Here is a 23945-nt window from a genome sequence, read left to right on the forward strand (position 1 = left end):
GTCCGATCAAGGGCTGCCCGACATTCCCAGCTGCAGGTCCACCACCTTCCAGCGCAGGCCCTGCGGCTCCAGCACCACCTTCAACGGTGGCTGGCCGGGGCCGCGATCGACGTCGATCACGAATCGGTCCAGTGCTTCGAAATGATGCTCGGCATGCTTCAGCGGCCGCGCCGGTTCGGTCGCACCGAAGGCATCGCCGCCCTGCAGTTCATTGCGGCCACGCTTCCACAGCACGTGGCCCTGCAGCATCGCGCCGATCCCGGTCGGGGTCACCATGGTCTCCACTGCGGCACCGCCAAGCTGGTCGCCCAGCCCATAGAGCAGGGCGCCGAACGGGCTGGATGCCACGTCGGGGCCGGCCTGGCGCACCAGGTAGTCGTTGAGCTGCGCACGCAGGCTGCTGCGCACGCGCGGGAAGTCGACGTAACGCTCCAGGCGGGCGGTGTCGCGCTGCTCGATGGCCTTGGACAGGCCATTGACGGTCATGTAGGGGCCGCCGAACCACCAGGCGGCGACGGCCAGGACCAGCAGCACAATGAGTGCGGTGAGTTTCTTCATGTTGACCAGACTGCCGCAATGGCGGCAGTGCCGGGTGAAGACTCAATGACTGGGCGAGCCACGGCCGTCACCGAAGGCATCGACCAGCTGTTGCCGTTCGGCCGGGGTCAGCGCTTCCAGCCGCGTCGCCAGCACCTCGTCGAGGCTGCGGGTACGGGTGGTGCCAAGGATGCCGCTGGCCACGCCGGGATGGCCCAGCGCATAGGCGAAGGCGGTCTGGGCCGGGCGTTGGCTGCGGATCGCGGCCACTGCCCGGCGCATCTGGCGGGCACTGCGCATCAGCTGCCGGCTGCTGGGCTTCAGCCAGGCGCGCGCCAGGTACCAGCCATCGGCCAGCCGTGGCAGGCGCGGGCGCGCGGGCAGCAGGTGGCCCTGCGCCAGCACGGTCCCGGCCAGCACGCCGATGCCCACCGCCTGCAACTGGTCGATCAGCGGTTCGCGGTCCTGCTGCAGGGCGTTGTAGTCCAGCAGCACCACATCGAAGGCGTCGGGATGGGCGATCATCCAGCGCAGGGTCGAGGCCGAGTGGGTGTTGATGCCGGTGTGCCGGATCAACCCGCGGTCGCGCAGGCGCTGCAGCGCGGCCAGCAGGTCGTCGTTGATGTCGTGCTCGCTGGCGCCATGCAACTGGTAGATGTCCAGGTGATCCAGGCCGAGATTGCGCAGCGAAGCCTCGCAGCTGGCGATGATGGCTGCCGGCGAGAAATTGCGTTGCTCGGCGCCGCTGACGCCGGCCTGGCCGGTCAGCGTGCCGCCTTTGCTGGAAATCACCAGCGCGTCGCGCGGGTATTGTTTCAGCAACGGGCGCAGGATGCGGCCCAGCCGCGGCTCGGCGTGGAAACCGGAGTAGTTGTGGCCGGTGTCCAACAGGTTCACGCCCTGTGCCAGTGCATGCTCGACCACGTTCGCGGCCGATTGTTCCGGGAATCGGCGATGCCCCCAGAAGCCGGAACAGCCCAGGCCCACCGGCGACACCGCCAGGCCGGTGCGGCCCAGCGTGCGGCGTTGCTGTGCCAATGGCATCAGAATTCCAGGTCCAGCGCCGCGCACAGGTAGTCGACGAACGGGCCGAGCGCGGCCAGATCCTTGCCCAGCGTGGACAGCAGGCGCGGACCGGTCATGGTGGCGTCGTCCAGCGAGCGCCACATCACCCAGTTGCGGTGCTTGAGGTCGTCGATGAACTCGAAGTCGGCGGGGAAGCCACGCGGCGGACGCACCAGCTTTTCGCTCTCCTCGAAATCAAAGCGCTTGCGCAGGCCCGGTGCGTGCGCGGCGGCCTTCCAGCTGCCCGGGTTGTCGAGGATGAAGTGGCGCACGCGGCGCTGGGTTTCCGGTTCCGGATGCCACAGGCCGGCACCGACGAAGCTCTCGCCCGGCTGCAGGTGCACGTAGAACGAAGGCGCGGCTACTTCACGGCGGCGCTCATGGAACAGGCGCGCGCCCTGCCAGGTCTTGTACGGTGACTTGTCGTTGGAGAAGCGCGCGTCGCGGTGGATGCGGAACAGCGAGCCGCCGACGCCGCGCGTATCGGCACGGAAGTGTTCGCTGACCTCGGCCAGGGCCGGTTGCAGGTCGCCCAGCAGGCGCAGGAACGGCTGCCGTACGTGGTCTTCATACTGCTGGCGGTGGTCGTTGAACCAGGCCTTGTCGTTGTGCCGCGCCAGGCTGCGCAGGAACCTGAAACTGGCGTCCGAGAAGTAGGTGCTCACAGCGTCTCCTGCAGGTGCTGGCCCCAGTCGCGCAGCGATTGCAGCAGGGCCTGGCGCCGCGCGTCGTCGGGCGCTTCGGCGGCCAGTGCATCGAGCTGCTGCTGGTACTGGGGCAGGTTGAGTTCGCCCAGCCCGCCGTCGCCGAGCAGGCGCTGGCGGCGGTAATCCTGCCAGCGCTGGCGTTCCGCCGGCGCGAGGCTGCCGGGATGGTTGCGCGCGCGGTAGCGGAACAGCAGCTCCGGCAGGCGCGGGTCGCGGAAACGGCCTTCCAGCGCGGCCAGCTGCTCGGGCGCGGTGGTGCGTGCCAGCGCAAGCAGCGGTTTGTCGCCGTTGCCGAGGAAACCGTCGTACAGCGAGGCATCGACGTCGGCCACGGTGGCGACGCGGGGTTGGTTGTAGACCTGGCGCGCCTTCTCGGCCAGCTGCGGGGCGAACGCGCGCAGCCGTTCCACCTTGGCCTCGATCGCGGCCACGTCCAGGCCGAGGCGCGCGTGGTCATCGGCGCGCAGGTGGTTCCAGGCGATCAGCGCTGGCACCTTGTTCAGATGCACTTCCTTCAGCGGCACCCGCGCCACGCCTTCGGGCAGCTCGCTGGCGCGCAGGTAAAGGCGCTGTGCGATCACCTCGGCCGGCAGTGCCAGCAGGTCGTCGATGTCACCGTCCAGGTCGAACACGATCACCCGGTTGTTGATGGTCGGGTGCACGGCCAGCGGCAGTACTGGCGCCGCGCACAGGCGACTGGCCGGGTAGCGCATGGAAATGTGCAGTACCGGCTTCATCGCGGCCACGTCCAGCAGGCCGCCGACGAAGCGCTTGTCACGCAGCTTCAGCGCGTACTCCCACAGGCGCGGCTGCGACTGCTTGAACAGGCGTGCCATGCCGATGGTGGCACGTACGTCGGACAGCGCTTCGTGCGCATCGCCCTCGCGCACGTTGTTGGCCTCGGCCAGGTGCTCGAGCTTGAACGAGGTGGCGCCGTCCTCGCGCAGCGGCCACTGGATGCCGTCCGGGCGCATCGCGCGCATCAGGCGCAGCATGTCCAGCAGGTCCCAGCGCGAATTGCCGTTGCGCCACTCGCGCTCGTACGGGTCGTGGAAATTGCGGAACAGCCCGTAGCGGACGAATTCATCGTCGAAGCGCAGCGTGTTGTAGCCCAGCGCGCAGGTGCCGGGGCGCGACAGCTGTTCGTTGATGCGGTCGAAGGCCTCGGCCTCGCTGATGCCCTCGGCCAAGGCCTGCTGCGGGGTGATGCCGGTAACCAGGGTGGCCATCGGTGAGGGCAGCAGGTCATCGGCCGGGCGCACGAAGAAGCTGACCGGCGTATCGATCTCGTTGAGGTCGGCATCGGTACGGATCGCGGCGTACTGCGATATGCGCGTGCGCCGCGGGTCCTGGCCGAAGGTTTCCAGGTCGTAGAACAGGAAGCTGTCGGCCATCAGTGCGCGCCCTCCAGGACCGGCAGCTGCGCGTGGATCTGCGCTTCCAGCGCGGCCCAGTCGATGTTGTCCAGTGAATCATGACCGATGGTGGCGGCCACCAGCATGTCGCGTTGCAGTTCGGTGCGGCGCAGCGCCTCGGCGTAAGGTGTGTGCAGGAAGGTGACCATCGTGTAGTGCGGCACGAAGCGGGTCGGCCAGCGCCGCTGCAGTTCCTGCTCCAGTTCGCGCTGCAGCAGGAACGCAGGATCGGCGACACGGTCGCGCATCTCCAGGTAGTTCTCCAGCGCCATCTGCTGGATGGCACGTGCATTCGGCTTGCGCTCGGCTTCGAACGCGGCGAACGCGCCTTCCAGATCATCCGCTTCCATCAGGTGCCGGGCCAGCGCAACGCAGTCCTCGAACGCGCAGTTCATGCCCTGGCCGTGGAACGGCACCATCGCATGCGCGGCATCGCCGATCAGTAGGGCGCGACCGTGCTGGTGCCAGCGCTCCAGGGTGAGCGTGCCGAGCAGCCCCGGCGGGTGCTGTTCCCAGTCCGCGCGCAGGTTCGGGATCAGCGGCAGGGTGTCGGCGAACTCCCGTGCGAACAGCGCCTCGGCCTGCGCGCCGGTGTTGACCGTGGCGAAGCTGGGATCGCCCTGGTTGGGCAGGAACAGGGTGACGGTGAAGGTGCCTTCGTGGTTGGGCAGGGCGATGCACATGTAATGGCCGCGTGGCCAGATGTGCAGCGCATTGCGCTCGATGCGGAAGCTGCCGTCGGCGGCCGGCGGGATCTCCAGCTCCTTGTAGGAGTGGTCGAGGAAGGCGATGTCCTCGCCCAGCGGGGCACAGCGGTTCATCGCCGCGCGCAGGGCCGAACCGGCGCCGTCGGCACCGATCAGGGTGTCGAAGCGGATGTCGTGCGGGCTGTCGTCGCGGTCATCGATGAAACGCGCATAACCGGCGTCGAAATCAACGGTGTGCAGGCGCCGATGGAAGTGCACGGTGGCGCCGGCCTGCTCGGCCAGTTCCAGCAACGTGGTGTTCAGATCGCTGCGGTGGATCGACCAGATCACTTCGCTGTCGTCACGGCCATAGCGCTGCAGCTGCGGTTCGCCGTCGCGGGGGTGCACCATGCGGCCGCGCATCATCACCGCGCGTGCCATCACTTCGTCCTCCACACCCGCCTGGCGCAGCGCATTGCGCCCACGCTCGGCCAATGCCAGGTTGATCGAGCGGCCACTCTCGTAATCAGCCACGCGCGGATCACCGCGGCGTTCGTACAGGGTGATGCGCCAGCCTTGCCGCGACAGCAGGATGGCCAGCAGGGACCCGGCCAGGCCGGCACCGATAATGCTCAACGAGCGGGAAGCATGTGCGATCAACGAACTGTCCAGCAGCAGGGGAGGGACCGGCTCAAAGGCCGGCCCAGGCTTCCACTTCCTCGACGAAGTGGTGCACGTCCAGGTAGCGGTTGTAGAGCGGGGTGGGCGAGATGCGGATCACGTCGGGTTCGCGCCAGTCGCCGAGCACACCGATGCCGCGCAGGTGCTCGAACAGTGCGCGGCCACGCTCGCGGCCACCGATCACGCGCAGCGACAACTGGCAGCCGCGGCGCTGCGGATCGGCCGGGGTGATGATGTCCAGCACCTGCGGCAGGCGCGCACGTACCAGTGCTTCGAGCATCCCGGTGAGCGCCAGCGATTTGCTGCGCAGCGCCTCCATGCCGGCACGTTCGAACAGGTCCAGCGAGGCGCGCAGCGGTGCCAGGCCGAGGATCGGTGGATTGCTCAGCTGCCAACCCTCGGCGCCGATGGCCGGGGTGAACTGCGGCGCCATCTGGAAGCGGGTGGCTTCCTCATGGCCCCACCAGCCAGCAAAGCGCGGCAGGGTGGTATCGCGGTGGTGGCGCTCGTGCACGAAGGCGCCAGCCACTGCGCCCGGGCCGCTGTTGAGGTACTTGTAATGGCACCACACGGCGAAATCGGGGGCCACGTCATGCAGGCGCAGCGGCAGGTTGCCGACCGAGTGCGCCAGGTCGAAGCCGATGCGTGCGCCCTGCAGGCGGGCGGCGCGGGTGATCGCATCGAGGTCGAAGGCCTGGCCGGTGCGGTACTGCACGCCAGGCCACAGCACCAGCGCCAGGCGCGGGCCGTGTTCGGTCATGGCGCGCTCGATGGCGTTCAGTGAAATCGTGCCGTTGGCTTCGTCTGGCTGCACTTCCACCAGGCACTCGGCCGGGTCGAAGCCATGGAAGCGGATCTGGGCTTCCACTGCGTGGCGATCGGTCGGGAACGCGCCGGCTTCCATCAGGATCACCGGGCGCTGCGTGGTCGGCCGGTAGAAGCTGACCATCATCAGATGCAGGTTTACGCTCAGCGTGTTCATCGCCACCACTTCGCTGGGCAGCGCGCCAACCACGCGGGCCAGCTGCGCGCTCACCAGGCGGTGGTAGGACAGCCACTGCGTCGGGCCGGTGAAGTGGCCTTCCACCGCCAGTTCGCCCCACTGCTTCATCACTTCCTGCACCGCTGCCTGCGCGCCGCGCGGCTGCAGGCCCAGCGAGTTGCCCACGAAGTAGGTCTGCTCGCCGCCCTCATGGCGCGGAATCAGGAATTCATTGCGCAGCGGGCGCAGCGGATCGGCGGCGTCCAGGGCGATGGCGTGGGTGCGGCTGAGCAGGTCGGACATGGTCGGGCAACAGGCTGCAACGGGACCGCCAGTGTAGCGCCTGGGGCATGGCCCGGTAGCAGCCGGCCCGGCACCAGCGCCGTGTGATCCGGTAGTCGCCAACCTTGGTTGGCGCACGTACAAGAAAGCGCCCACCAAGGTGGGCATCTACCAGGGCGGGAGCGAGCAAGCGCCCACCAAGGTGGGCGACTACCGTTCGAGGGGCTCAGCCCACCGCTGGCACCGGCAGCGGATCCACGTGCCCGCACTGGCTGCAGGTACGCAGCTCCAGGCTGGCGTGGTAGCGCGCAAACACCTTGGGCAGGTCGGTCTCGATGTTCTGCAGCGGGAAGAACTCTTCGTGCAGCTTGTGGTTGCAGCGCTCGCAGTGCCAGATCACGCCGTCCATCTCGTGCGGCAGGCGCTTGCGCTCGACCACCAGGCCGATGCCACCGGGCGGGCGCCGCGGCGAGTGCGGAACCTTTGCCGGCAGCAGGAAGATCTCGCCGGCGCGGATCGGGATGTCGCGCACCGCGCCGTCTTCCTGCACCTTCAGCACCATCTCGCCTTCGAGCTGGTAGAACCACTCGGGGCCTTCGTCGTAGTGATAGTCGGTGCGCGAATTCGGCCCGCCGACCACCATCACGATGAAATCGCCGTTGTCGATCATCTTGTTGCCCACCGGCGGCTTCAGCAGGTGGCGGTTCTCTTCGATCCAGGCGTGCAGGTTGATCGGCGAAGCGAGCATGATGGTCATCCGTAAGGGCTCAGTCGCGCTTGCCCTTGCGCGGGATGTAGGACAGGGCCTTTTCATATGCAGGCTGCAGCTCTTCCTGCGAACCGACGTCGATGCCCATCTCGCGCACGCGTCCGTCCTTCAGGCTGTAGACCCAGCCATGCACCATCAGCTTCTGGCCGCGGGCCCACGCATCCTGCACGATGGTCGAGCGGCACAGGTTGGCCACCTGCTCGATCACGTTCAGTTCGCACAGGCGCGCGTGCTTGAGCTCATCGGTCTCGATCGCATCGAGGATGCCAGTGTGCTTCTGCATCACGTCACCGACGTGGCGCAGCCAGTTGTCGGCCAGGCCGACGCGGGTGTTGTGCAGGCAGGCATGCACACCGCCGCAGCCGTAGTGGCCAACGATCAGGATGTGCTTCACCTTCAGCTGGTCCACCGCGTACTGCACCACGCTCAGACAGTTCAGGTCGGTGTGCGCGACCACGTTGGCGACGTTGCGGTGCACGAACACTTCGCCCGGGGCCATGCCGATGATCTGGTTGGCCGGCACGCGCGAATCGGAGCAGCCGATCCACAGGTATTCCGGGTGCTGCTGCTTGGCCAGCTGGTGGAAGAACTCGGGGTCTTCCTTCTCGATCCGGTCGGCCCAGTCGCGGTTGTTCTGCAGCAGCTTGTGGATGTCTTTCATGTTCGGGTCCCTGGCGTCGGGTGGGGGCGCGCCGCAGCCGTCCGGCTGCGTCGTCGCGGGAATCTGCGGCGTTCAGTCGCTGCGGGCGGCCTGTTCGCGGTGCCAGCGCATCCACTGCGCCAACTCGGTGGAAGAGGGGGTGTCCAGCTGTTCCAGTGCCGCGATCACGGCGCGCTGGTTCGCGTCGGGATGGTTCTGGCTCAGCTTGAGCTTCATCTGCACATGTTCGACCTGGAAACGGAAGCCGACGATGGCGCGCAGCTCCGGGCCATGTTCGGCACGCGTGGCATCGAACTGCCAGGCCTGGCCGACGCTGGCTTCGAAGCGGTCGCTGATCGCGCCGACCAGCTCCGCCAGCGCGCCGGCATCGTCGAAGGTCTGCAGCTGGCCACGCAGCTCGGCAGCAGCGTAGTTCCAGGTCGGTACCCGCGCGGCGGGCTCCTTGTCCGGATACCAGCTGGCGGAGACGTAACCGTGCGGTCCATCGACCAGCACCTTGGCCGCGCCGCTGTGGCGCGACTGCGGGTTGGCGCGGGCCCAGTGGCCGCGCAGTTCGATCTGGTCGCCGTCACGCCGGTACAGCACCGGCATCCGGGTCAGCTCCGGCAGGCCATCGCTGCCGGGGGTGAGCACGGTAACGAACGGGTCGCGCGCCAGCAGGCGGTCCAGCCAGTGCAGGTCGGTCTCGGCGAAGGCGCGCGGGGTGAACATGCAGGGGTCAGGCGCGCCCGCCGAGTGACTGGATCATGCGGCCACGCAGGCCCTCGTCGCTGTCGGCCTGCGGCGGCTGCACTTCGTGCAGGCTGAAGCCGCGCACCAGTGCGTCCTCCTCGTCCAGGCCGTCGTACTCGACGAACTCGGCGTCGAACAACTGCGAACGGGCGGTGTCTTCGCTGTCGTAGCTCAGCGTGTTGCCATCGCTGTCGAGCACTTCGGCAGTGCCGGCCGGGCGAACGCGCAGGCGCGCCCAGATGAGGGTGTTGCCGAGGCTGGCCAGCCACCAGCTGTCGCGCGAGGCGGTGATGTCATTCATGAGCGTATTACCAGAGCGAGGCCAGCCAGAGCAGGGCGGCCATGCCCAGTCCGGCCAGCAGGGTCAGCAGCGATACCCAGGCCGGTGTCGCCAGCCCGGACAGCGAGCGGTCCGGTTGCTGCCGATAGTCGCGTCGCAGCAGCCAGGTCAGGGCATCGGGCTTGAGGAAGGCGCCGCTGCCGAAGCGCGCGGCGAGCGCCGGATGGCGGTCGCGCACGTGCACCAAGGTCAGCGGCCAGAAGATCACGAAGGCACTGAACCCGGCCACTGCAACGCCGACGAAACAGAGGGCGAAGAACAGGGTCATGGGGGCGGTACCTCCGTGGTCGTGTGGGGCTTAGAAGTCCGCGCTGCCCGGCGCACGCGGGTACGGGATCGCATCGCGGATGTTGGACAGCCCGCAGACGTACACCACCAGGCGTTCGAAGCCCAGGCCGAAGCCGGCGTGCGGCACCGAACCATAGCGGCGGAAATCGCGGTACCAGCTGTAGTGCTCGCGATCCAGGCCGAACTGGGCCATGCGCGCGTCCAGCACGTCCAGGCGCTCCTCGCGCTGGCTGCCGCCGATGATCTCGCCGATGCCCGGGGCCAGCACGTCCATCGCGGCAACGGTCCTGCCGTCGTCGTTCAGGCGCATGTAGAAGGCCTTGATGTGCTCCGGATAGTTGGTCACCACCACCGGGCGGCCGACGTGTTCCTCGGTCAGCCAGCGCTCGTGCTCGGTCTGCAGGTCCAGGCCCCATTCAACCGGGAAGTCGAACTTCCTGCCGGACTTCTGCAGCAGGCCGACCGCGTCGGTGTAGTCGATGCGCTCGAACGGTGCGTTGATGAAGTCTTCCAGCTTGGTGATCGCGTTCTTGTCCACGCGCTCGGCAATGAAGGCCAGGTCGTCGCTGCGTTCGTTCAGCACTGCGCGGAACAGGTACTTCAGGAACTCCTCGGCCAGGCGCGCGTCTTCGGCCAGGTCGGCGAAGGCGATTTCCGGCTCGATCATCCAGAACTCCGCCAGGTGGCGGGTGGTGTGGCTGTTCTCGGCGCGGAAGGTCGGGCCGAAGGTGTAGACCTTACTCAGCGCCAGGCAGTAAGCCTCGACGTTCAGCTGGCCGGACACGGTCAGGAAGGTTTCCTTGCCGAAGAAGTCGCGGCTGAAATCGATCGCGCCCTTCTCGTCACGCGGCAGGTTCACCATGTCCAGGGTGGACACACGGAACATCTGCCCGGCGCCTTCGGCGTCGGAGGTGGTGATGATCGGGGTGCTGATCCAGTTGAAGCCGTTCTCGTGGAAGAAGCGGTGCACGGCCTGGGCCAGGCAGTTGCGGATGCGGGTGACCGCGCCGAACAGATTGGTGCGCGGACGCAGGTGCGCCACTTCGCGCAGGAACTCCGGCGACATCGGCTTGGGCTGGATCGGGTAGGTGAGCGGGTCTTCGACCCAGCCGACCACGTCCAGCGTGCTGGCCTGGATCTCGAACGACTGGCCCTTGCCCTGCGACTTCACCAGCGTGCCGGTGGCGATGACCGAGCAGCCGCTGGTCAGGCGCTTGATCTCATCGAAGTTGGCCAGGCTGTCGCCGGCCACGACCTGGATCGGGGCGAAGCAGGAGCCGTCGCTCACATTCACGAAGGCCAGATTCGCTGAACCGCGCACCGTGCGCACCCATCCGCGTACCGTGACTTCGCCGCCTTCCGGGATCTTCCCGGCAAGCGCATGTTCAACGCTGACCACCGTCATGACTTGAATCCTCTGCTGATCGACTCGATCTGTGAACACGGGAGTTTACCGGTTGCAGCGTTCTGCTTGCGAGGCATTTTTCGTGGCAACGGCTCCTTATAATGTCCCCGTACCTCTGGAGTAGCCCCATGACCGTCAGCCTGACCCCCATTGCCTTCGAGCGCGTGCAGCGCTTCGTCGCCCAGACCCCCGGCGCGCTGGGCCTGCGTTTCGGCGTGACCAAGACCGGCTGCTCAGGCTGGGGCCACGTGACCGACCTGGCCCGCGAAGAGCGCGAGGGCGACACGGTGTTCGAGCAGGAGGGCGTGAAGATCTACGTCGACGCCAAGAGCCTGGCGCTGGTGGACGGCACCGTGATCGACTTCGGCAAGCATGGCCTGAGCGAGACCTTCACGTTCAGCAACCCGAACGCCACCGCCGAGTGTGGCTGCGGCGAGAGCTTCACCACCGACGCCGACAAGGCCTGAGGGCCGGCCACCGGGCATGGCCCGGCGCTGACCAGGCGTGCTCTGGTGGGCGCCGACCTTGGTCGGCACGCTGGGCTCGGCAGGGACCCCACGGATGGAACGACCGCTTTTCACCTATCACCCCAACGCCTACGACCTCTCCTTCGAAGAGGTCGAGGGGATCTGCGACTGCTGCGGCCAGGCGCGCGCACTGCGCTATCGCGGACCGTTCTATACCCGCCTGCGCCCGGATTACCTGTGCCCCTGGTGTATCGCCGATGGCAGGGCTGCGGCCAGTTACGAGGGCGAGTTCACCGGCTGGAGCGATATCGAGGGGGTATCCCCGGATCCGGCTGATCCGCCGCCGACCATCGCCCGTGAGCTGCTGCTGGAGATCTGCGAGCGCACCCCGGGCTACTCCTCCTGGCAGCAATCGGTCTGGTTGAGCCATTGCGAACGGCCCTGCGCCTTCCTCGGCTACGCCGGCAGCGACGATCTGCTGCCGATCCTCGACCAGGTCCGGCCGGACGTGGCGGCGGTCAATCCGCGCGACGCCGACTGGGTGCTGGAGCATCTGAGCCGGGACGGGATGATGGTCGGCTGCCTGTTCCAATGCCTGGAATGCGGCCAGCATCGTCTTCACGTCGATCTGGAATGAGCACGTGCCGGACATGGGCCGGCGCTCCCGTTCAGGTTGCCCGGTTTGCGCCCGGTTGCCCGGTGGCGCCGCTTGCCGCATAATGCGCGGCTTCCTGCCTTCCCGGCGGGAATCCTTGCCCCACCGCGGTCTCAACGGCGGGGGGCTGTCCGGCCGCAAGGCCACATCCGAAAGGTAGAAAAAACATGAGTCGTCATTACGAAATCGTGTTCATGGTCCACCCGGACCAGAGCGAGCAGGTCCCGGCCATGATCGAGCGCTACAAGTCGCTGGTCGAGAACGGCAACGGCACCATCCACCGTCTGGAAGACTGGGGCCGCCGCCAGCTGGCGTACCCGATCCAGAACCTGGTGAAGGCCCACTACGTGCTGATGAACATCGAAGCCGACCAGGCCGTTCTGAACGAACTGACCGAAAGCTTCCGCTTCAACGACGCCGTGCTGCGCAACCTGGTCATCAAGCGTGACGAGGCTGACACCGAGCAGTCGCTGATCATGAAGAGCAAGGACGAGAAGGGTGACAAGCCGGAGCGCGGTGAGCGCCGTCGTCGTGACGACGAAGAAGGCGAGTCCACCACCACCGCTGACAACGAAGCCGGCGACGACGCCGCTTCCGCCGCCTAAGGAGCCTTCCCATGTCCAAGTTCTTCCGTCGCCGCAAGTTCTGCAAGTTCACGGCTGAAGGTGTGAAGGAGATCGACTACAAGGATCTCAACACCCTGCGCCAGTACCTGACCGAGAACGGCAAGATCGTGCCGAGCCGCGTCACCGGTACCAAGTCGAAGTACCAGCGCCAGCTGGCGACCGCCGTCAAGCGCGCCCGCTTCCTGGCCCTGATCCCGTACACCGACAACCACGACGTCTGATGCCCGGCGGGGCGGCCTGGTGCCGCCCCGCTGTGCCAGCTATTCGGACAGCCTTTGTTGCGGGGCATCGCCTCGCTAACGAATAACTCATCTGGAGCAATACCATGCAGCTGATCCTCCTGCAGAAAGTCACCAACCTCGGCAACCTGGGCGACCTGGTCGACGTGAAGCCGGGCTACGGCCGCAACTTCCTCGTGCCGCAGGGCAAGGCCGTTCCGGCCACCGAGAGCAACAAGGCCGAGTTCGAAGCCAAGCGCGCCGAATACGAAGCCAAGGCCCAGGCCATCCACGCCGACGCTGACGCCCGCAAGGCCAAGCTGGACGGCGCGAGCGTGACCATCCCGGCCAACGCTTCGACCGAAGGCAAGCTGTACGGCTCGGTCGGCGCCCGCGAAATCGCCGATGCCTTCACCGCTGCCGGCCTGCCGGTCAGCAAGAGCGAAGTCATCCTGGGCGAAGGCGCCTTCCGCAACATCGGCGAGTACGACGTGCTGATCCACCTGCACGCCGACGTCGAGACCACCGTCAAGGTCGTCGTCGTCGCCGAAGCCTGATCCCACGCCGCAAGGCCTGGCATCACCGCAGAACGGGCGCCCGCAAGGGTGCCCGTTTTGTTTTATGGCTCCGTTTCGTGGCGTGCGGCCACGTCCGGCCGACGGGGTGGGGCCGGACAATGTTCCACGCCCATTCGTAGAACACGGCCACATCGGTATACTCAGGGCGTCACACCCGTTCCACGGGCATCGATCCCAGCAGGATCAATGACTTGGAGGGTAAACGCAGGCCGCTTGCCGGCCCCAGTCCGGAACCCCTATGCGTCTTTCCACGATCAAGCTGTCCGGCTTCAAGTCGTTCGTCGATCCGACCACCCTGCACCTGCCGACCAACATGACCGGCGTGGTGGGCCCCAATGGCTGCGGCAAGTCGAACATCATCGATGCCGTGCGCTGGGTCATGGGCGAGAGTTCGGCCAGCCGCCTGCGTGGCGACTCGCTGACCGACGTGATCTTCTCCGGGTCCAATGCCCGCAAGCCGGTCTCGCAGGCTACCGTCGAGCTGATCTTCGACAACTCCGACCACACGATCTCCGGCGAATACGCCTCGTTCAACGAAATCTCGGTCAAGCGCACGGTCAGCCGCGACGGCACCAGCAACTATTACCTGAACGGCACCAAGTGCCGCCGTCGCGACATCACCGACCTGTTCCTCGGCACCGGCCTGGGCCCGCGCAGCTACTCGATCATCGAGCAGGGCATGATCAGCCAGATCATCGAGGCGCGCCCGGAAGACCTGCGCGTGTACCTGGAAGAGGCAGCCGGCATCTCCAAGTACAAGGAGCGCCGCAAGGAGACCGAGACCCGCATCCGCCACACCCGCGAGAACCTGGACCGGCTGGGCGACCTGCGCGACGAGATCAGCAAGCAGCTCGAACACCTCAAGCGCCAGGCCAGGCAGGCCGAGCAGTACCAGGCCCTGCAGGAAGAGCGCCGGGTCAAGGATGCCGAGTGGAAGGCGCTGGAATTCCGTGGTCTCGACGGACGCCTGTCGAAGCTGCGCGAAGGCCTGTCGCAGGAAGAGACCAAGCTGCAGCAGCTGATCGCCGACCAGCGTGATGCCGAGGCCCGCATCGAGACCTCGCGCGCGCGGCGCGAAGAGGCCGCCGACGCGCTCAACACCGCGCAGGCCGCGGTCTACCAGGTCGGCAGCACGCTGGCGCGCCTGGAACAGCAGATCCAGCACCAGCGCGAGCTGTCGCAGCGCCTGCACAAGGCGCGCGATGAAACCCAGCAGGCCCTGGCCGAACTGGGCCAGCACATCAGCGGCGACGAGGCCAAACTGAGGGTGCTGCGCGAGGCAGTGGAGGCCGCCACCCCGCAGCTGGAAGCGCTGCAGGAAGAGAACGAGATCAAGCAGGAAAGCCTGCGCGAGGCCGAAGACCGGCTGGCCAGTTGGCAGCAGCGCTGGGAGCAGCACACCTCGCAGAGTTCGGAGGCGTCGCGCGCCGGTGATGTCGAGCGCACGCGCGTGGACTACCTGGACAAGCAGATCCTCGACGCCGACCGGCGTCGCGAGGCCCTGGCCGCCGAGCGCGCCGGGCTGGACGTGGACGCGCTGGAAGAAGCCTTCGAGCAGCTGCACCTGCAGCACGACACGCAGAAGGCCGCGCTGGATGAACTGAGCGAAGACGTCGAGCTGCGCAAGCAGGGCGTGGCGGCCGTGCAGGAACAGCAGCGCAATGGCCAGAACGAACTGGCCGAACTGCGCAAGCAGGCCAACGGCCTGCGCGGTCGCCTGGCCTCGCTGGAAACCCTGCAGCAGGCCGCGCTGGGCCAGGAGCAGGGCGCGGCCGTCGCGTGGCTGAAGGCGCGCGGGCTGGATTCGGCGGCACGTGTCGGCGAACGCCTGGACGTCGATGCCGGTTGGGAAAACGCGGTGGAAAGTGCGCTCGGCCAGCTGATCGAAGGCGTGCTGGTCGATGACCCGGGCAGCCTGGTCAACGCCCTCGGCGAACTCGGCGACGGCCACATTGCGCTGGTCGCCAGCGCGGATGCCGAGGTCAAGGCTGCACCGACGTCGCTGGCCGCACGCGTGCGTGGCCCGGCGGCGATCCGTCGCCTGCTGGCGCACCTGCATGGTGCCAAGGACCTGTCCGAGGCGGAGGCCCTGCAGGCCAGCCTTCCGGAAGGCGATTCGATCATCACCCAGAACGGCGAGCGCCTGGGCCAGGGCTGGCTGCGCGTGTCGCGCTCCGGTGCAGCCCAGCAGGGCGCGCTGCTGCGCGAACGCGAGATCAACGAGCTGCGCGAGCAGATCGAGCAGCTGCAGGACCGCGAGGCCGAGCTGGAAGAACAGCTGGCCGGTTTCCGTGAGCAACTGCAGGCCGCCGAACAGCAGCGCGAGGACGCGCAGCGCGCGCTGTACCAGGCCCACCGCGCGGTGTCCGAGCTGGCCGGCCAGCTGCAGGGGCAGCAGGGCAAGGTAGAGGCTGCACGCACGCGCATCGACCGCATCGAAGGCGAGCTGAAGCAACTGCAGGAAACGATTGAAGCCAACAACGCGCAGGCGCGCGAAGCGCGCTCGCGGTTGGAGAACGCGGTCAGCAGCATGGGTGACCTGGAGTCGACCCGGCAGCGGCTGGAGGGCGAGCGCCGCCAGCTGACCGAGGCGCGCGACCTGGCCCGCGATGCTGCCCGTGCAGTGCGCGAGCGCTCGCATTCGCTGGCCCTGACCCTGGAATCGCAGCGTGCGCAGCTGGCCTCGTTGAGCCAGGCGCTGGAGCGCATGGGCACCCAGCGTGGGCAGTTGGATTCGCGACTGGGCGAGCTGCACTCGCAGCTGGACGAAGGTGATTCGCCGGTCGAAGCGCTGCAGGCCGAACACCAGAACGCGCTGGAAGAGCGCGTGCGCGCCGATCGCGTGCTGACCGAGGCGCGGACGCTGCTGGACGGCATCGACGCCGAGCTGCGCAATTACGAGCAGACCCGTCACCAGCGTGACGAACAGGCGCTGGCCCAGCGCGAGCGTATTTCGCAGCGCAAGCTGGACCAGCAGGCACTGGTGCTCAGCGCGGACACCCTGCAGGCGGCGGTGGAAAAGGCCGGCTTCGTGCTGCAGGACGTGCTCAACGCACTCCCCGAGGATGCGCGCCTGGGCGACTGGGAGCAGGCCGTGCATCAGATCGACGCACGCATGCGCCGGCTGGAGCCGGTCAACCTTGCGGCCATCCACGAGTACGGCGAGGCTTCGCAGCGCTCGGATTACCTGGATTCGCAGCACACCGACCTGACTACGGCGCTGGAAACCCTCGAGGATGCCATCCGCAAGATCGACCGCGAGACCCGCGGCCGTTTCAAGGACACCTTCGACCGCGTCAATGCTGGCGTGCAGGCGCTGTACCCGCGCCTGTTCGGTGGCGGCCACGCCTACCTGGAGCTGACCGGTGAAGACCTGCTCGACACCGGTGTGACCATCATGGCGCGCCCGCCGGGCAAGCGCGTGTCCAGCATCTCGCTGCTGTCCGGCGGCGAGAAGGCGATGACGGCAGTGGCGCTGGTGTTCGCCATCTTCCAGCTGAACCCCGCGCCATTCTGCCTGCTGGACGAGGTGGACGCGCCGCTGGACGAAGCCAACGTCGGCCGGCTGGCCAACATGGTCAAGGAAATGAGCGAGAAGGTGCAGTTCCTGTTCGTCAGCCACAACAAGGCGACGATGGAGGCCGCGCACCAGCTCTCGGGCGTGACCATGCGCGAACCGGGCGTCAGCCGCCTGGTCAGCGTGGACCTGGAAGAAGCCGCGCGATTGGCGGGCGCGGCCTGACGTGCCATCCTAGTTACCTGAATGAACTAGCCGGAGAACCTATCGAATGTCCGACACGGCACTGTTGCGCATCGGCATCCTGGCCGCCGGCCTGCTGTTGATCGCCGCGATCTTCCTGTTTGGCCGTCCGAAGAAGAAGCCCCAGGGACGCCGCGTGGAAAGCGCGGAACCGGCCAGCGGCGAGCGCCGCGAACCGGTATTGGGCGAGGACGGCGTTGTCGTGGCCGATGGCCGCGTCGAACCGGGCATGGGCACGGAAGGCGAACAGGCCGAACTCGGCCTGGGCGATACCGACCCGGGCGCCAGCGATCTCGGCAAGCGCGCCACCCAGGATTTCGACAAGATCGTTTCGCTGTTCGTGGCCGCCCGGGCCGGCGAGCAGCTGCGCGGCGAAGACATCGTGGTAGCGGCGGAGAAGACCGGCCTGGTGTTCGGCCACATGAACGTGTTCCACCGTCTGGTGGAAGGCCATCCCGAGCGCGGGCCGATCTTCTCGATGGCCAGCATCATGAAGCCAGGCAGCTTCGACATGGCCAACATCCGTGCCATGGAAACCCCGGCCATCGCCTTCTTCCTGACCCTGCCGGCGCCGCTGACCGCGCTGGATGCCTGGGAGAAGATGCTGCCGACGGTGCAGCGCATGGCCGAACTGCTGGATGGCGTGGTGCTGGATGACAGCCGCAACGCCCTGGGTCGCCAGCGCATCGCGCACATCCGTGACGAGCTGCGCGCCTACGACCGCCAGCACCAGGCGCCGCCGCTGACCAAGACCCCGCGCTGGTGAGCGCCATGGCGTGCCGACCAACGGTCGGCACCCACCCCGACCAACGGTCGGCACCCACAACAGTAGATCCACGCCATGCGTGGATGGGGTCTACGCCGGTACGCCGGCCACCTTGGCAAACGCGCGGCGGAACGCGGCCATCTCGTCCTCGCTGCCGACGGTCACGCGCACGTGCTGCGGCCAGATCGGCCAGCTGCGCCCGATCACCACACCGTTGTCGGCCATCGCCTTGGCGAACGTGCTGCCGTCGCGTTGCACGTCGACCACGAAGCAGTTCGCTTCCGACGGCAGGCAGCTGAAACCACGCTTGCCCAGCCATGCGATGGTGGCCTGGCGCACCTTGGCGTTCTGCAGGCGACGCTGCGGAATCAGCTGCGGATCCTGCAGGCTGGCCAGCGCCGCCGCCAGCGCGGGCACCGGCAGCGGGTTGTCGCCGGGGCTGGCCAGCTCGCGCAGACGCTCGGGATGTGCGGCCGCCAGGCCCAGGCGCAGGCCGGCCATGCCGTACAGCTTGGAGAAGGTACGCAGCACGATCAGATCGTCGCGCTGCGCCACCTGCGCGATCAGGCTGGGCTGCTCGCTGTATTGCAGGTAGGCCTCGTCGACCAGCACGCGGGTGGAGGCAGGCTTGTGGGCCAGCAGCCAGGCGAGCTCATCCGGTGGGCTGATCGAACCGGTCGGGTTGTTCGGATTGCACACGTACAGCAGCCCGGTCGGGCGCGCATGCGCGGCTGCGACCATCGCACGCAGGTCGTGTGCGCCGTCATTGCGCAGCGGCACCTTCTGCACGTGTGCACCATGTGCGGCAGCGACCTCGCCCAGGGTCTCGAAGGTGGGGTCGGCCACCACCAGTCCCGCCTGCGGGCCGGTCCACAACGTGGCGGCGCGGTTCAACGGTTCGCTCGAGCCCGGATAGAGGCGCACATGGTCGGCCGGGATACGGGCCTGCTCGATGAAGGCATCGCGCACCTGTGCCGCCAGGGCGAAGCGGTAGCGGCCGCAGCTGGCGATGCTGTCGCGCGCCGCCTGCTGGGCAGCGGGGGAGGGGCCGTAGGGGCATTCGTTGAAGTTCAGTAGTACCGCGCCTTCGGCAGGGGCCGCACCGACGGTGGCCGCGGATTGGGCCTGGCCACGCAGCGGCAGGCCGCTGCCGGCGACGGCAAGGCTGGCACCGGCCAGCTGCAGGAAGCGTCTACGGGAGTCAGGCAGGGTCATGGGCAGGATTCCGATGGGGCCGTCGCACGCTAGCGCCGGCGTGAGCGGGCGGCAAGGTGCTTTTTGTGGTGTCGAGCCATGCAGATGTGCCAACCAAGGTTGGCACCTACCGGAATGAGAGAGAAGGTTGGCACCGGAGCGGGGAGCGCCCGTCGAGCACGCTCGACGCTGCAAGGGCGGGGCGTTACAGGGCTTGACGGCCGGGCGCGGTAGAATCCCCGGCCATCCCAGAACCACCGGATCCCGATGAGCCCCAGCCCCGCCGAACGCGCCGAAGATCTCCGCCGGCAGATCGCCCAGGCCAACCGCGCCTACCACGAGCTGGACGCGCCGGAGATCCCCGACGTCGACTACGACCGGATGGTGCGCGAGCTGGAAGCGTTGGAGCGCGAGCACCCGGAACTGGCCCGTGCCGACAGCCCGACCCAACAGGTTGGTGCACGCCCGTCCGGCCGCTTCCCCGAAGTGCGCCATGCGGTGCCGATGCTGTCGCTGTCCAATGCCTTCAGCGATGAGGAAGTGGCCGACTTCGTGCGCCGCATCGATGAGCGCCTGGGCCGCCGCAGCCTGCAGTTCTCGGCCGAACCGAAGATGGATGGCCTGGCGATCAGCCTGCGCTACGAGGACGGTCATTTCGTACTCGGCGCAACCCGCGGTGATGGCAGTACCGGCGAGGACGTGACCGCCAACCTGCGTGAAATCGGCGATGTTCCCAAGCGCCTGCACGGCAAGGACTGGCCGGATGTGCTGGAGGTGCGTGGCGAGGTGTACATGGCCCGCGCCGACTTCGAGGCCTACAACGAACGTGCGCGCCAGCAGGGCGGCAAGGTGCTGGCCAACCCGCGCAACGCGGCAGCGGGTTCACTGCGCCAGCTCGATCCGAAGATCAGTGCGCAGCGCCGGCTGAGTTTCTTCGCCTACGGCACCGGTGAAGTGCAGGGCGGCGAGCTGCCGGACACCCATTCGGGCACGCTGGCCCAGCTCGGCGCCTGGGGCTTCCCGGTCAGCGGGTTGTGCAAGGTGGTGCAAGGCGCCGACGGCCTGCTCGGCTACTACCGTGACATCGGCGAGCGTCGCGATGGCCTGCCGTTCGACATCGATGGTGTGGTCTACAAGCTGGATGACCGCGCCGGCCAGCAGGCCATGGGTTTTGTCTCGCGTGCACCGCGCTGGGCCATCGCGCACAAGTTCCCGGCGCAGGAACAGAGCACCACGGTGGAGGCGATCGAGATCCAGATCGGCCGCACCGGTGCCGCCACGCCGGTCGCGCGGCTGGCACCGGTGGCTGTGGCCGGCGTGATCGTGTCCAATGCCACGTTGCACAATGCCGATCAGATCGCGCGTCTCGATGTGCGTGTCGGTGACAGCGTGATCGTGCGACGTGCTGGCGACGTGATTCCGGAAGTGGTCAGCGTCATCCTCGACCGCCGTCCACAGGGCACCTCGCCCTGGCAGATGCCGACGCGCTGCCCGGTGTGCGGCTCGGAAATCGTGCGCGAGGAAGGTGCAGCCGCGTGGCGCTGTTCGGGCGAACTGTCCTGCCCTGCGCAGCGCAAGGAGGCCATTGCCCATTTCGCTTCGCGTCGTGCGATGGATATCGACGGCCTCGGCGACAAGTACATCGAAACCCTGGTCGACGCCGGCATCGTCAGGAGCGTGGCCGATCTGTACCGGCTCAACCGCGACCAGCTGTTGCATCTGAAGCTGGTGCTGGATGCCGAGGACCCTTCCGCACTGGCCGCCGCGCTGAAGCTGCACCTGCCGGCAGAAGGCAGCGGCGCGGTGCTCAATGCGGTGCTCAAGCTGGATGGCAACGATCCGGCGTGGCGCGCGCAGGCGCTGGCACAGCCGGCCAGCTTCGAATGGAACACGAAGAAGATCGCCACCAAATGGGCCGACAACCTGATCGCGGCAATCGACGCCAGTCGCGCAGCCACGCTGGAGCGCCTGCTGTTCGCGCTTGGCATCGAGCACGTCGGCGAGAGCACGGCCAAGGCGCTGGCGCAGTGGTTCGGTGACCTGGAACTGATCCGCCACCTGCCATGGCCGTTGTTCAAGCGCGTGCCGGACATCGGTGGCGAAGTGGCGCGTTCTCTCGGCCATTTCTTCGAGCAGCAGGGCAACCAGCAGGCCATCGACGACCTGCTGCAGGTCGGGCAGGTGCGCATCAGTGATGTGCATGCGCCCAGTGCCAAGCTGCGCGAAGGCCTGGATCTGGCGCAACTGCTGGTCGAATCGGAAATCCCCGGCATCACCCGCCTGCGTGCGGAGAAGCTGGTGGCTGCCTTGCCGGGTGCCCAGGCGGTGCTGGATGCCGAGCATGGCCAGTTCGTCAACGCCGGCCTGCCGGACGACACTGCGCGCGGTCTGGCCGACTGGCTCGATGCCGATGGCCATGGCGCGATGCTGCTGGCAGCCGAGAAGGCGATGCAGCAGATCCTGGCCAAGGCGCCGGCGCTGGCCGAGATCGTGGCCGGCCCGCTGGATGGGCAGACCGTGGTGCTGACCGGCACCCTGGCCCAGCTCACCCGCGATGCCGCCAAGGAACGCCTGGAAGCGCTGGGTGCCAAGGTTTCCGGCAGCGTGTCGAAGAAGACCAGCTTCGTGGTCGCCGGCACCGAGGCCGGCTCCAAGCTGGACAAGGCGCAATCGCTGGGCGTGCCGGTGTGGGACGAAGACCGCCTGCTGGCCTACCTCGCCGAACACGAATGATGACCCGCCGGGTGCCTGGCGCCCGGCATGAAAGACAAAGGAACACCGATGCAGACCGCCCCGCTGGATTTCCGCCTGGCCACCCGTGCCGACGAAGAACGGTTGATCGCGTTGATGCGCGAGTTCTACGCCGAAGACAGGATCGACTTCGATGACGCGCGCGTGCGTCGCGGCGTGGACGCGCTGCTGGCCGATCCGCGCAATGGCGAAGTGCTGCTGTGGCTGGACGAGGCCGGCGAGGTGGTCGGCTACGCGGTGATCGCGATGGGCTTCAGCCTGGAGCAGGGCGGCCACTTCATGCTGCTGGACGAGCTGTACCTGAGTCATCGCGCGCGCGGTCGTGGTCGCGGCAAGCAGGCGCTGGCCATCTGTGAACAGCGCGCTCGCGGGCGTGGTGTCAGCCGCCTGCGCCTGGAGGTGAACCACCACAACGAACTGGCCCGCCGCCTGTACCTGGCCAGCGGTTACATCGACGACACCCGCGATCTGCTGACCCTGCCGCTCGACCATCCGCGCCCGGAGGGCATCCTGTGAGCGAGGCCCTGCTGCGCGCGCTGCAGCAGCGCGCCACGCTCAATGCGCTGGTGCGCCGCTTCTTCGCCGAGCGCGATGTGCTGGAGGTGGAAACGCCGATCCTGTCGGTGGCAGGCAACACCGAGCCGAACATCGACAGCTTCCATACCGATTTCACCGGCCATGTCGATGCCGGTGGCCGTCGTCGCTGGCTGCGCACTTCGCCGGAATATCCGCTCAAGCGCCTGCTGGCGGCCGGTGTGGGCGACTGCTACGAACTGGGCCGGGTGTTTCGCAACGGCGAGGCCGGCGGCCGCCACAACCCGGAATTCACCATGCTGGAGTGGTATCGGGTCGGCTGGGACCACCACCGGTTGATGGAGGAAACCGCCGAGTTGGTCGGCCAGGCGCTGGCCCTGGTCGGACGCCGTGCAACGCTGCGTGTGTTGAGTTACCGCGAGCTGTTCCAGCAGCACGTGGGCCTGGATCCGTTCGAGGCCGATGAAGCCGCGCTGCGTGTTGCACTTGGCGACGTGCACATCGACCCGGTCGGGTTGACCCGTGATGACTGGCTGGACCTGTTGATGACCCACCACATCCAGCCGCAGTTCGATGACGCGGTGATGACCGTGGTGCATGACTGGCCGGCCAGCCAGGCCGCGCTGGCCCGCATCCGTCCGGGCACGCCGCCGCTGGCCGAGCGTTTCGAGCTGTACCTGGGTGCAGTGGAGCTGGCCAACGGCTATCACGAACTGAACGACGCCCACGAGCAGCGCGCCCGGTTCCAGCGGGACCAGCAGCGCCGCCACGAACGTGGACAGGTGCAGCCGGCCGTGGACGAGGCACTGTTGTCGGCGTTGCCGTCGATGCCTGCCTGTGCCGGCGTGGCGGTGGGTGTCGATCGCCTGTTGATGGCGATGAACCGCACGCCACGCATCGCCGATGTGCTGGCCTACGACTTCGCCCACGCGTGATCCCCGCGTGTTGCTGAACATCGCAGGCTGAACGAAACGCGGGTTCGGTGCGCTTGCGTCGGTAAGCACGATGATGCTCTTATCACGGCCAATGCCGGACACTGGCATCCAGTTCATCCATTCCTGCTGGGGAAGGCTTTGGTCAAGTGGTTCGCGGTTGTCGCTGCACCGGTGTACTCCATTGCGCTCTGGGGTGCCTGGCTGCCGTCGCCGGCGTCGGCCCAGCAGGTGGGCTACGACGATGAAGTGGTGACCTGCGAATCACGCGACATGGGTTGGGTGCACTGCGATATCGAGGTTGCCAACGGCGTCGACCTGGTGCGCCAGCTGTCCAGCAACAGCTGCATCCGCGGCAGCGAGTGGGGCACTGACCGCAGTGGTGTGTGGGTCACCCTGGGCTGCCGTGCCGAGTTCCGCGCCCGGCGCGCAGCGGGCGCGGCGCCGCCGGCTGACAGCTCGGGCAAGCGCCTGGTGCGCCGTGTGGTGCGCTGCGAGTCCAATGGCCGTCCGCAGAGTTGCCCGGTACGACTCGATGGCGCGCCGGTGCGCCTGCTGCGCCAGTTGTCGGTGTTGCCGTGCCGCGAAGGGCAGGGCTGGGGCTATAAGCGCAATGAAGTCTGGACCAGCCGTGGCTGCCAGGGTGACTTCGAAGTGGCCGATGACGATGGCCGCTTCGTCGACATGCCGCGCCGCCTGACCTGCGAATCGAAGTCGAAGAAGCGGCGCTTCTGCGGTGCCAGCATCTCGGTTGGCGCCGTGGTCTCCGAGCAGCTGTCCAGCACGCCCTGCGAGGAAGGCAGTACCTGGGGCTGGAGCCGCAACGGGATCTGGGTGGACGGCGGCTGCCGCGCCGAATTCTCGGTGAATTGAGCCCGGGCAGGCTCCAACCCTGCGGGGCGTGGCCCTACAAT

At 67.5% G+C, this 23945-nt stretch carries 24 protein-coding genes; 11 read left to right on the forward strand and 13 right to left on the reverse strand.

Translation table 11 applies throughout. The features are described 5' to 3' along the window. Window positions 1–6: 6 nt before the first annotated feature. The 12 genes from VG566_RS07260 to asnS form a co-directional block, all read right to left on the reverse strand. A complete protein-coding gene (locus VG566_RS07260) occupies window positions 7–558 on the reverse strand; it encodes a DUF2939 domain-containing protein (protein WP_014647672.1) in 552 nt (183 codons plus the stop codon). 42 nt (window positions 559–600) lie between these two features. Beyond that, window positions 601–1581: an aldo/keto reductase gene (locus tag VG566_RS07265; RefSeq protein ID WP_241884570.1), complete on the reverse strand. Its 981-nt coding sequence runs from the start codon at window positions 1579–1581 to the stop codon at window positions 601–603. Then, window positions 1581–2267, reverse strand: coding sequence for a DUF2461 domain-containing protein (locus tag VG566_RS07270; RefSeq protein WP_032962055.1), 687 nt, complete (start codon window positions 2265–2267; stop codon window positions 1581–1583). Before VG566_RS07270 ends, VG566_RS07265 begins: the two co-directional genes overlap by 1 nt. Then, the gene (gene sbcB / locus VG566_RS07275) at window positions 2264–3703 is read right to left on the reverse strand and encodes an exodeoxyribonuclease I (protein ID WP_241884569.1); all 1440 of its coding nucleotides are present in this window, start codon (window positions 3701–3703) and stop codon (window positions 2264–2266) included. The genes VG566_RS07270 and sbcB overlap by 4 nt, the downstream gene beginning before the upstream one ends. After that, window positions 3703–5070, reverse strand: coding sequence for an FAD-dependent oxidoreductase (locus VG566_RS07280; protein WP_241884568.1), 1368 nt, complete (start codon window positions 5068–5070; stop codon window positions 3703–3705). Before VG566_RS07280 ends, sbcB begins: the two co-directional genes overlap by 1 nt. 31 nt (window positions 5071–5101) lie before the next feature. Then, window positions 5102–6376, reverse strand: a complete 1275-nt coding sequence (gene kynU / locus VG566_RS07285; protein ID WP_100450312.1) for a kynureninase — start codon at window positions 6374–6376, stop codon at window positions 5102–5104. 205 nt (window positions 6377–6581) lie between these two features. Next, complete coding sequence (locus tag VG566_RS07290; RefSeq protein WP_041864228.1) at window positions 6582–7103, reverse strand: 3-hydroxyanthranilate 3,4-dioxygenase; 522 nt, start codon at window positions 7101–7103, stop codon at window positions 6582–6584. Between the two features lie 19 nt (window positions 7104–7122). Beyond that, a complete protein-coding gene (can, locus tag VG566_RS07295; protein ID WP_010480460.1) occupies window positions 7123–7785 on the reverse strand; it encodes a carbonate dehydratase in 663 nt (220 codons plus the stop codon). Window positions 7786–7857: 72 nt separating this feature from the next. Next, window positions 7858–8496: an FMN-binding negative transcriptional regulator gene (locus tag VG566_RS07300; protein WP_241884567.1), complete on the reverse strand. Its 639-nt coding sequence runs from the start codon at window positions 8494–8496 to the stop codon at window positions 7858–7860. A 7-nt stretch (window positions 8497–8503) separates the two neighbouring features. Beyond that, on the reverse strand, window positions 8504–8818 hold the full coding sequence (locus tag VG566_RS07305) for a hypothetical protein (RefSeq protein WP_006453002.1): 315 nt from the start codon (window positions 8816–8818) through the stop codon (window positions 8504–8506). 7 nt (window positions 8819–8825) lie between these two features. After that, on the reverse strand, window positions 8826–9125 hold the full coding sequence (locus VG566_RS07310) for a hypothetical protein (protein WP_241884566.1): 300 nt from the start codon (window positions 9123–9125) through the stop codon (window positions 8826–8828). A gap of 30 nt (window positions 9126–9155) precedes the next feature. Continuing rightward, window positions 9156–10550, reverse strand: coding sequence for an asparagine--tRNA ligase (asnS, locus tag VG566_RS07315; RefSeq protein WP_241884565.1), 1395 nt, complete (start codon window positions 10548–10550; stop codon window positions 9156–9158). A gap of 128 nt (window positions 10551–10678) precedes the next feature. On the opposite strand from asnS, the gene VG566_RS07320 reads away from it, so the two are divergent. From VG566_RS07320 to zipA, 7 genes are all read left to right on the forward strand, one after another. Further along, entirely contained in the window at window positions 10679–11017 is a 339-nt protein-coding gene (locus VG566_RS07320) for a HesB/IscA family protein (RefSeq protein ID WP_241884564.1), read from the forward strand. Window positions 11018–11111: 94 nt separating this feature from the next. Continuing rightward, the gene (locus VG566_RS07325) at window positions 11112–11654 is read left to right on the forward strand and encodes a CbrC family protein (RefSeq protein ID WP_032962041.1); all 543 of its coding nucleotides are present in this window, start codon (window positions 11112–11114) and stop codon (window positions 11652–11654) included. A gap of 185 nt (window positions 11655–11839) precedes the next feature. Further along, window positions 11840–12277, forward strand: coding sequence for a 30S ribosomal protein S6 (gene rpsF / locus VG566_RS07330; RefSeq protein ID WP_006452997.1), 438 nt, complete (start codon window positions 11840–11842; stop codon window positions 12275–12277). A gap of 11 nt (window positions 12278–12288) precedes the next feature. Next, window positions 12289–12519 (forward strand): 30S ribosomal protein S18, encoded by a 231-nt coding sequence (gene rpsR, locus VG566_RS07335; RefSeq protein ID WP_002804494.1) that lies wholly within the window; start codon window positions 12289–12291, stop codon window positions 12517–12519. Between the two features lie 104 nt (window positions 12520–12623). Then, the gene (gene rplI / locus VG566_RS07340) at window positions 12624–13073 is read left to right on the forward strand and encodes a 50S ribosomal protein L9 (RefSeq protein ID WP_014647660.1); all 450 of its coding nucleotides are present in this window, start codon (window positions 12624–12626) and stop codon (window positions 13071–13073) included. Between the two features lie 259 nt (window positions 13074–13332). Next, the gene (gene smc, locus VG566_RS07345) at window positions 13333–16836 is read left to right on the forward strand and encodes a chromosome segregation protein SMC (protein WP_241884563.1); all 3504 of its coding nucleotides are present in this window, start codon (window positions 13333–13335) and stop codon (window positions 16834–16836) included. A gap of 46 nt (window positions 16837–16882) precedes the next feature. Further along, window positions 16883–17620, forward strand: coding sequence for a cell division protein ZipA (gene zipA / locus VG566_RS07350; RefSeq protein ID WP_014647658.1), 738 nt, complete (start codon window positions 16883–16885; stop codon window positions 17618–17620). Between the two features lie 90 nt (window positions 17621–17710). Here the strand turns inward: zipA and VG566_RS07355 are convergent, their stop codons facing one another. Beyond that, window positions 17711–18835: a pyridoxal phosphate-dependent aminotransferase gene (locus VG566_RS07355; RefSeq protein ID WP_049420860.1), complete on the reverse strand. Its 1125-nt coding sequence runs from the start codon at window positions 18833–18835 to the stop codon at window positions 17711–17713. Window positions 18836–19075: 240 nt separating this feature from the next. Between VG566_RS07355 and ligA the strand changes: the two genes are divergently transcribed. The 4 genes from ligA (at window position 19076) to VG566_RS07375 (ending at window position 23904) form a co-directional block, all read left to right on the forward strand. After that, window positions 19076–21547 (forward strand): NAD-dependent DNA ligase LigA, encoded by a 2472-nt coding sequence (gene ligA / locus VG566_RS07360; protein WP_172412079.1) that lies wholly within the window; start codon window positions 19076–19078, stop codon window positions 21545–21547. Window positions 21548–21595: 48 nt separating this feature from the next. Then, complete coding sequence (locus VG566_RS07365) at window positions 21596–22081, forward strand: GNAT family N-acetyltransferase (RefSeq protein ID WP_134966787.1); 486 nt, start codon at window positions 21596–21598, stop codon at window positions 22079–22081. Then, on the forward strand, window positions 22078–23034 hold the full coding sequence (gene epmA / locus VG566_RS07370) for an EF-P lysine aminoacylase EpmA (protein ID WP_014647654.1): 957 nt from the start codon (window positions 22078–22080) through the stop codon (window positions 23032–23034). Before VG566_RS07365 ends, epmA begins: the two co-directional genes overlap by 4 nt. Before the next feature lie 138 nt (window positions 23035–23172). Then, complete coding sequence (locus VG566_RS07375) at window positions 23173–23904, forward strand: DUF3011 domain-containing protein (RefSeq protein ID WP_014647653.1); 732 nt, start codon at window positions 23173–23175, stop codon at window positions 23902–23904. Window positions 23905–23945 lie beyond the last annotated feature (41 nt).

Origin of the sequence: Stenotrophomonas sp. CASM114, from assembly GCF_049384325.1 — a bacterium.
Classification (GTDB): Bacteria; Pseudomonadota; Gammaproteobacteria; order Xanthomonadales; family Xanthomonadaceae; genus Stenotrophomonas; species Stenotrophomonas muris.

Excerpts from the sequence above, each read along its gene's own strand:
- VG566_RS07260 (WP_014647672.1), bottom strand. The coding sequence starts at position 558 with ATGAAGAAACTCACCGCACTCATTGTGCTGCTGGTCCTGGCCGTCGCC.
- VG566_RS07265 (WP_241884570.1), bottom strand. The coding sequence starts at position 1,581 with ATGCCATTGGCACAGCAACGCCGCACGCTGGGCCGCACCGGCCTGGCG.
- sbcB (WP_241884569.1), bottom strand. The coding sequence starts at position 3,703 with ATGGCCGACAGCTTCCTGTTCTACGACCTGGAAACCTTCGGCCAGGAC.
- kynU (WP_100450312.1), bottom strand. The coding sequence starts at position 6,376 with ATGTCCGACCTGCTCAGCCGCACCCACGCCATCGCCCTGGACGCCGCC.
- VG566_RS07290 (WP_041864228.1), bottom strand. The coding sequence starts at position 7,103 with ATGCTCGCTTCGCCGATCAACCTGCACGCCTGGATCGAAGAGAACCGC.
- can (WP_010480460.1), bottom strand. The coding sequence starts at position 7,785 with ATGAAAGACATCCACAAGCTGCTGCAGAACAACCGCGACTGGGCCGAC.
- VG566_RS07300 (WP_241884567.1), bottom strand. The coding sequence starts at position 8,496 with ATGTTCACCCCGCGCGCCTTCGCCGAGACCGACCTGCACTGGCTGGAC.
- VG566_RS07305 (WP_006453002.1), bottom strand. The coding sequence starts at position 8,818 with ATGAATGACATCACCGCCTCGCGCGACAGCTGGTGGCTGGCCAGCCTC.
- VG566_RS07310 (WP_241884566.1), bottom strand. The coding sequence starts at position 9,125 with ATGACCCTGTTCTTCGCCCTCTGTTTCGTCGGCGTTGCAGTGGCCGGG.
- asnS (WP_241884565.1), bottom strand. The coding sequence starts at position 10,550 with ATGACGGTGGTCAGCGTTGAACATGCGCTTGCCGGGAAGATCCCGGAA.
- VG566_RS07320 (WP_241884564.1), top strand. The coding sequence starts at position 10,679 with ATGACCGTCAGCCTGACCCCCATTGCCTTCGAGCGCGTGCAGCGCTTC.
- VG566_RS07325 (WP_032962041.1), top strand. The coding sequence starts at position 11,112 with ATGGAACGACCGCTTTTCACCTATCACCCCAACGCCTACGACCTCTCC.
- rpsF (WP_006452997.1), top strand. The coding sequence starts at position 11,840 with ATGAGTCGTCATTACGAAATCGTGTTCATGGTCCACCCGGACCAGAGC.
- rpsR (WP_002804494.1), top strand. The coding sequence starts at position 12,289 with ATGTCCAAGTTCTTCCGTCGCCGCAAGTTCTGCAAGTTCACGGCTGAA.
- rplI (WP_014647660.1), top strand. The coding sequence starts at position 12,624 with ATGCAGCTGATCCTCCTGCAGAAAGTCACCAACCTCGGCAACCTGGGC.
- smc (WP_241884563.1), top strand. The coding sequence starts at position 13,333 with ATGCGTCTTTCCACGATCAAGCTGTCCGGCTTCAAGTCGTTCGTCGAT.
- zipA (WP_014647658.1), top strand. The coding sequence starts at position 16,883 with ATGTCCGACACGGCACTGTTGCGCATCGGCATCCTGGCCGCCGGCCTG.
- VG566_RS07355 (WP_049420860.1), bottom strand. The coding sequence starts at position 18,835 with ATGACCCTGCCTGACTCCCGTAGACGCTTCCTGCAGCTGGCCGGTGCC.
- VG566_RS07365 (WP_134966787.1), top strand. The coding sequence starts at position 21,596 with ATGCAGACCGCCCCGCTGGATTTCCGCCTGGCCACCCGTGCCGACGAA.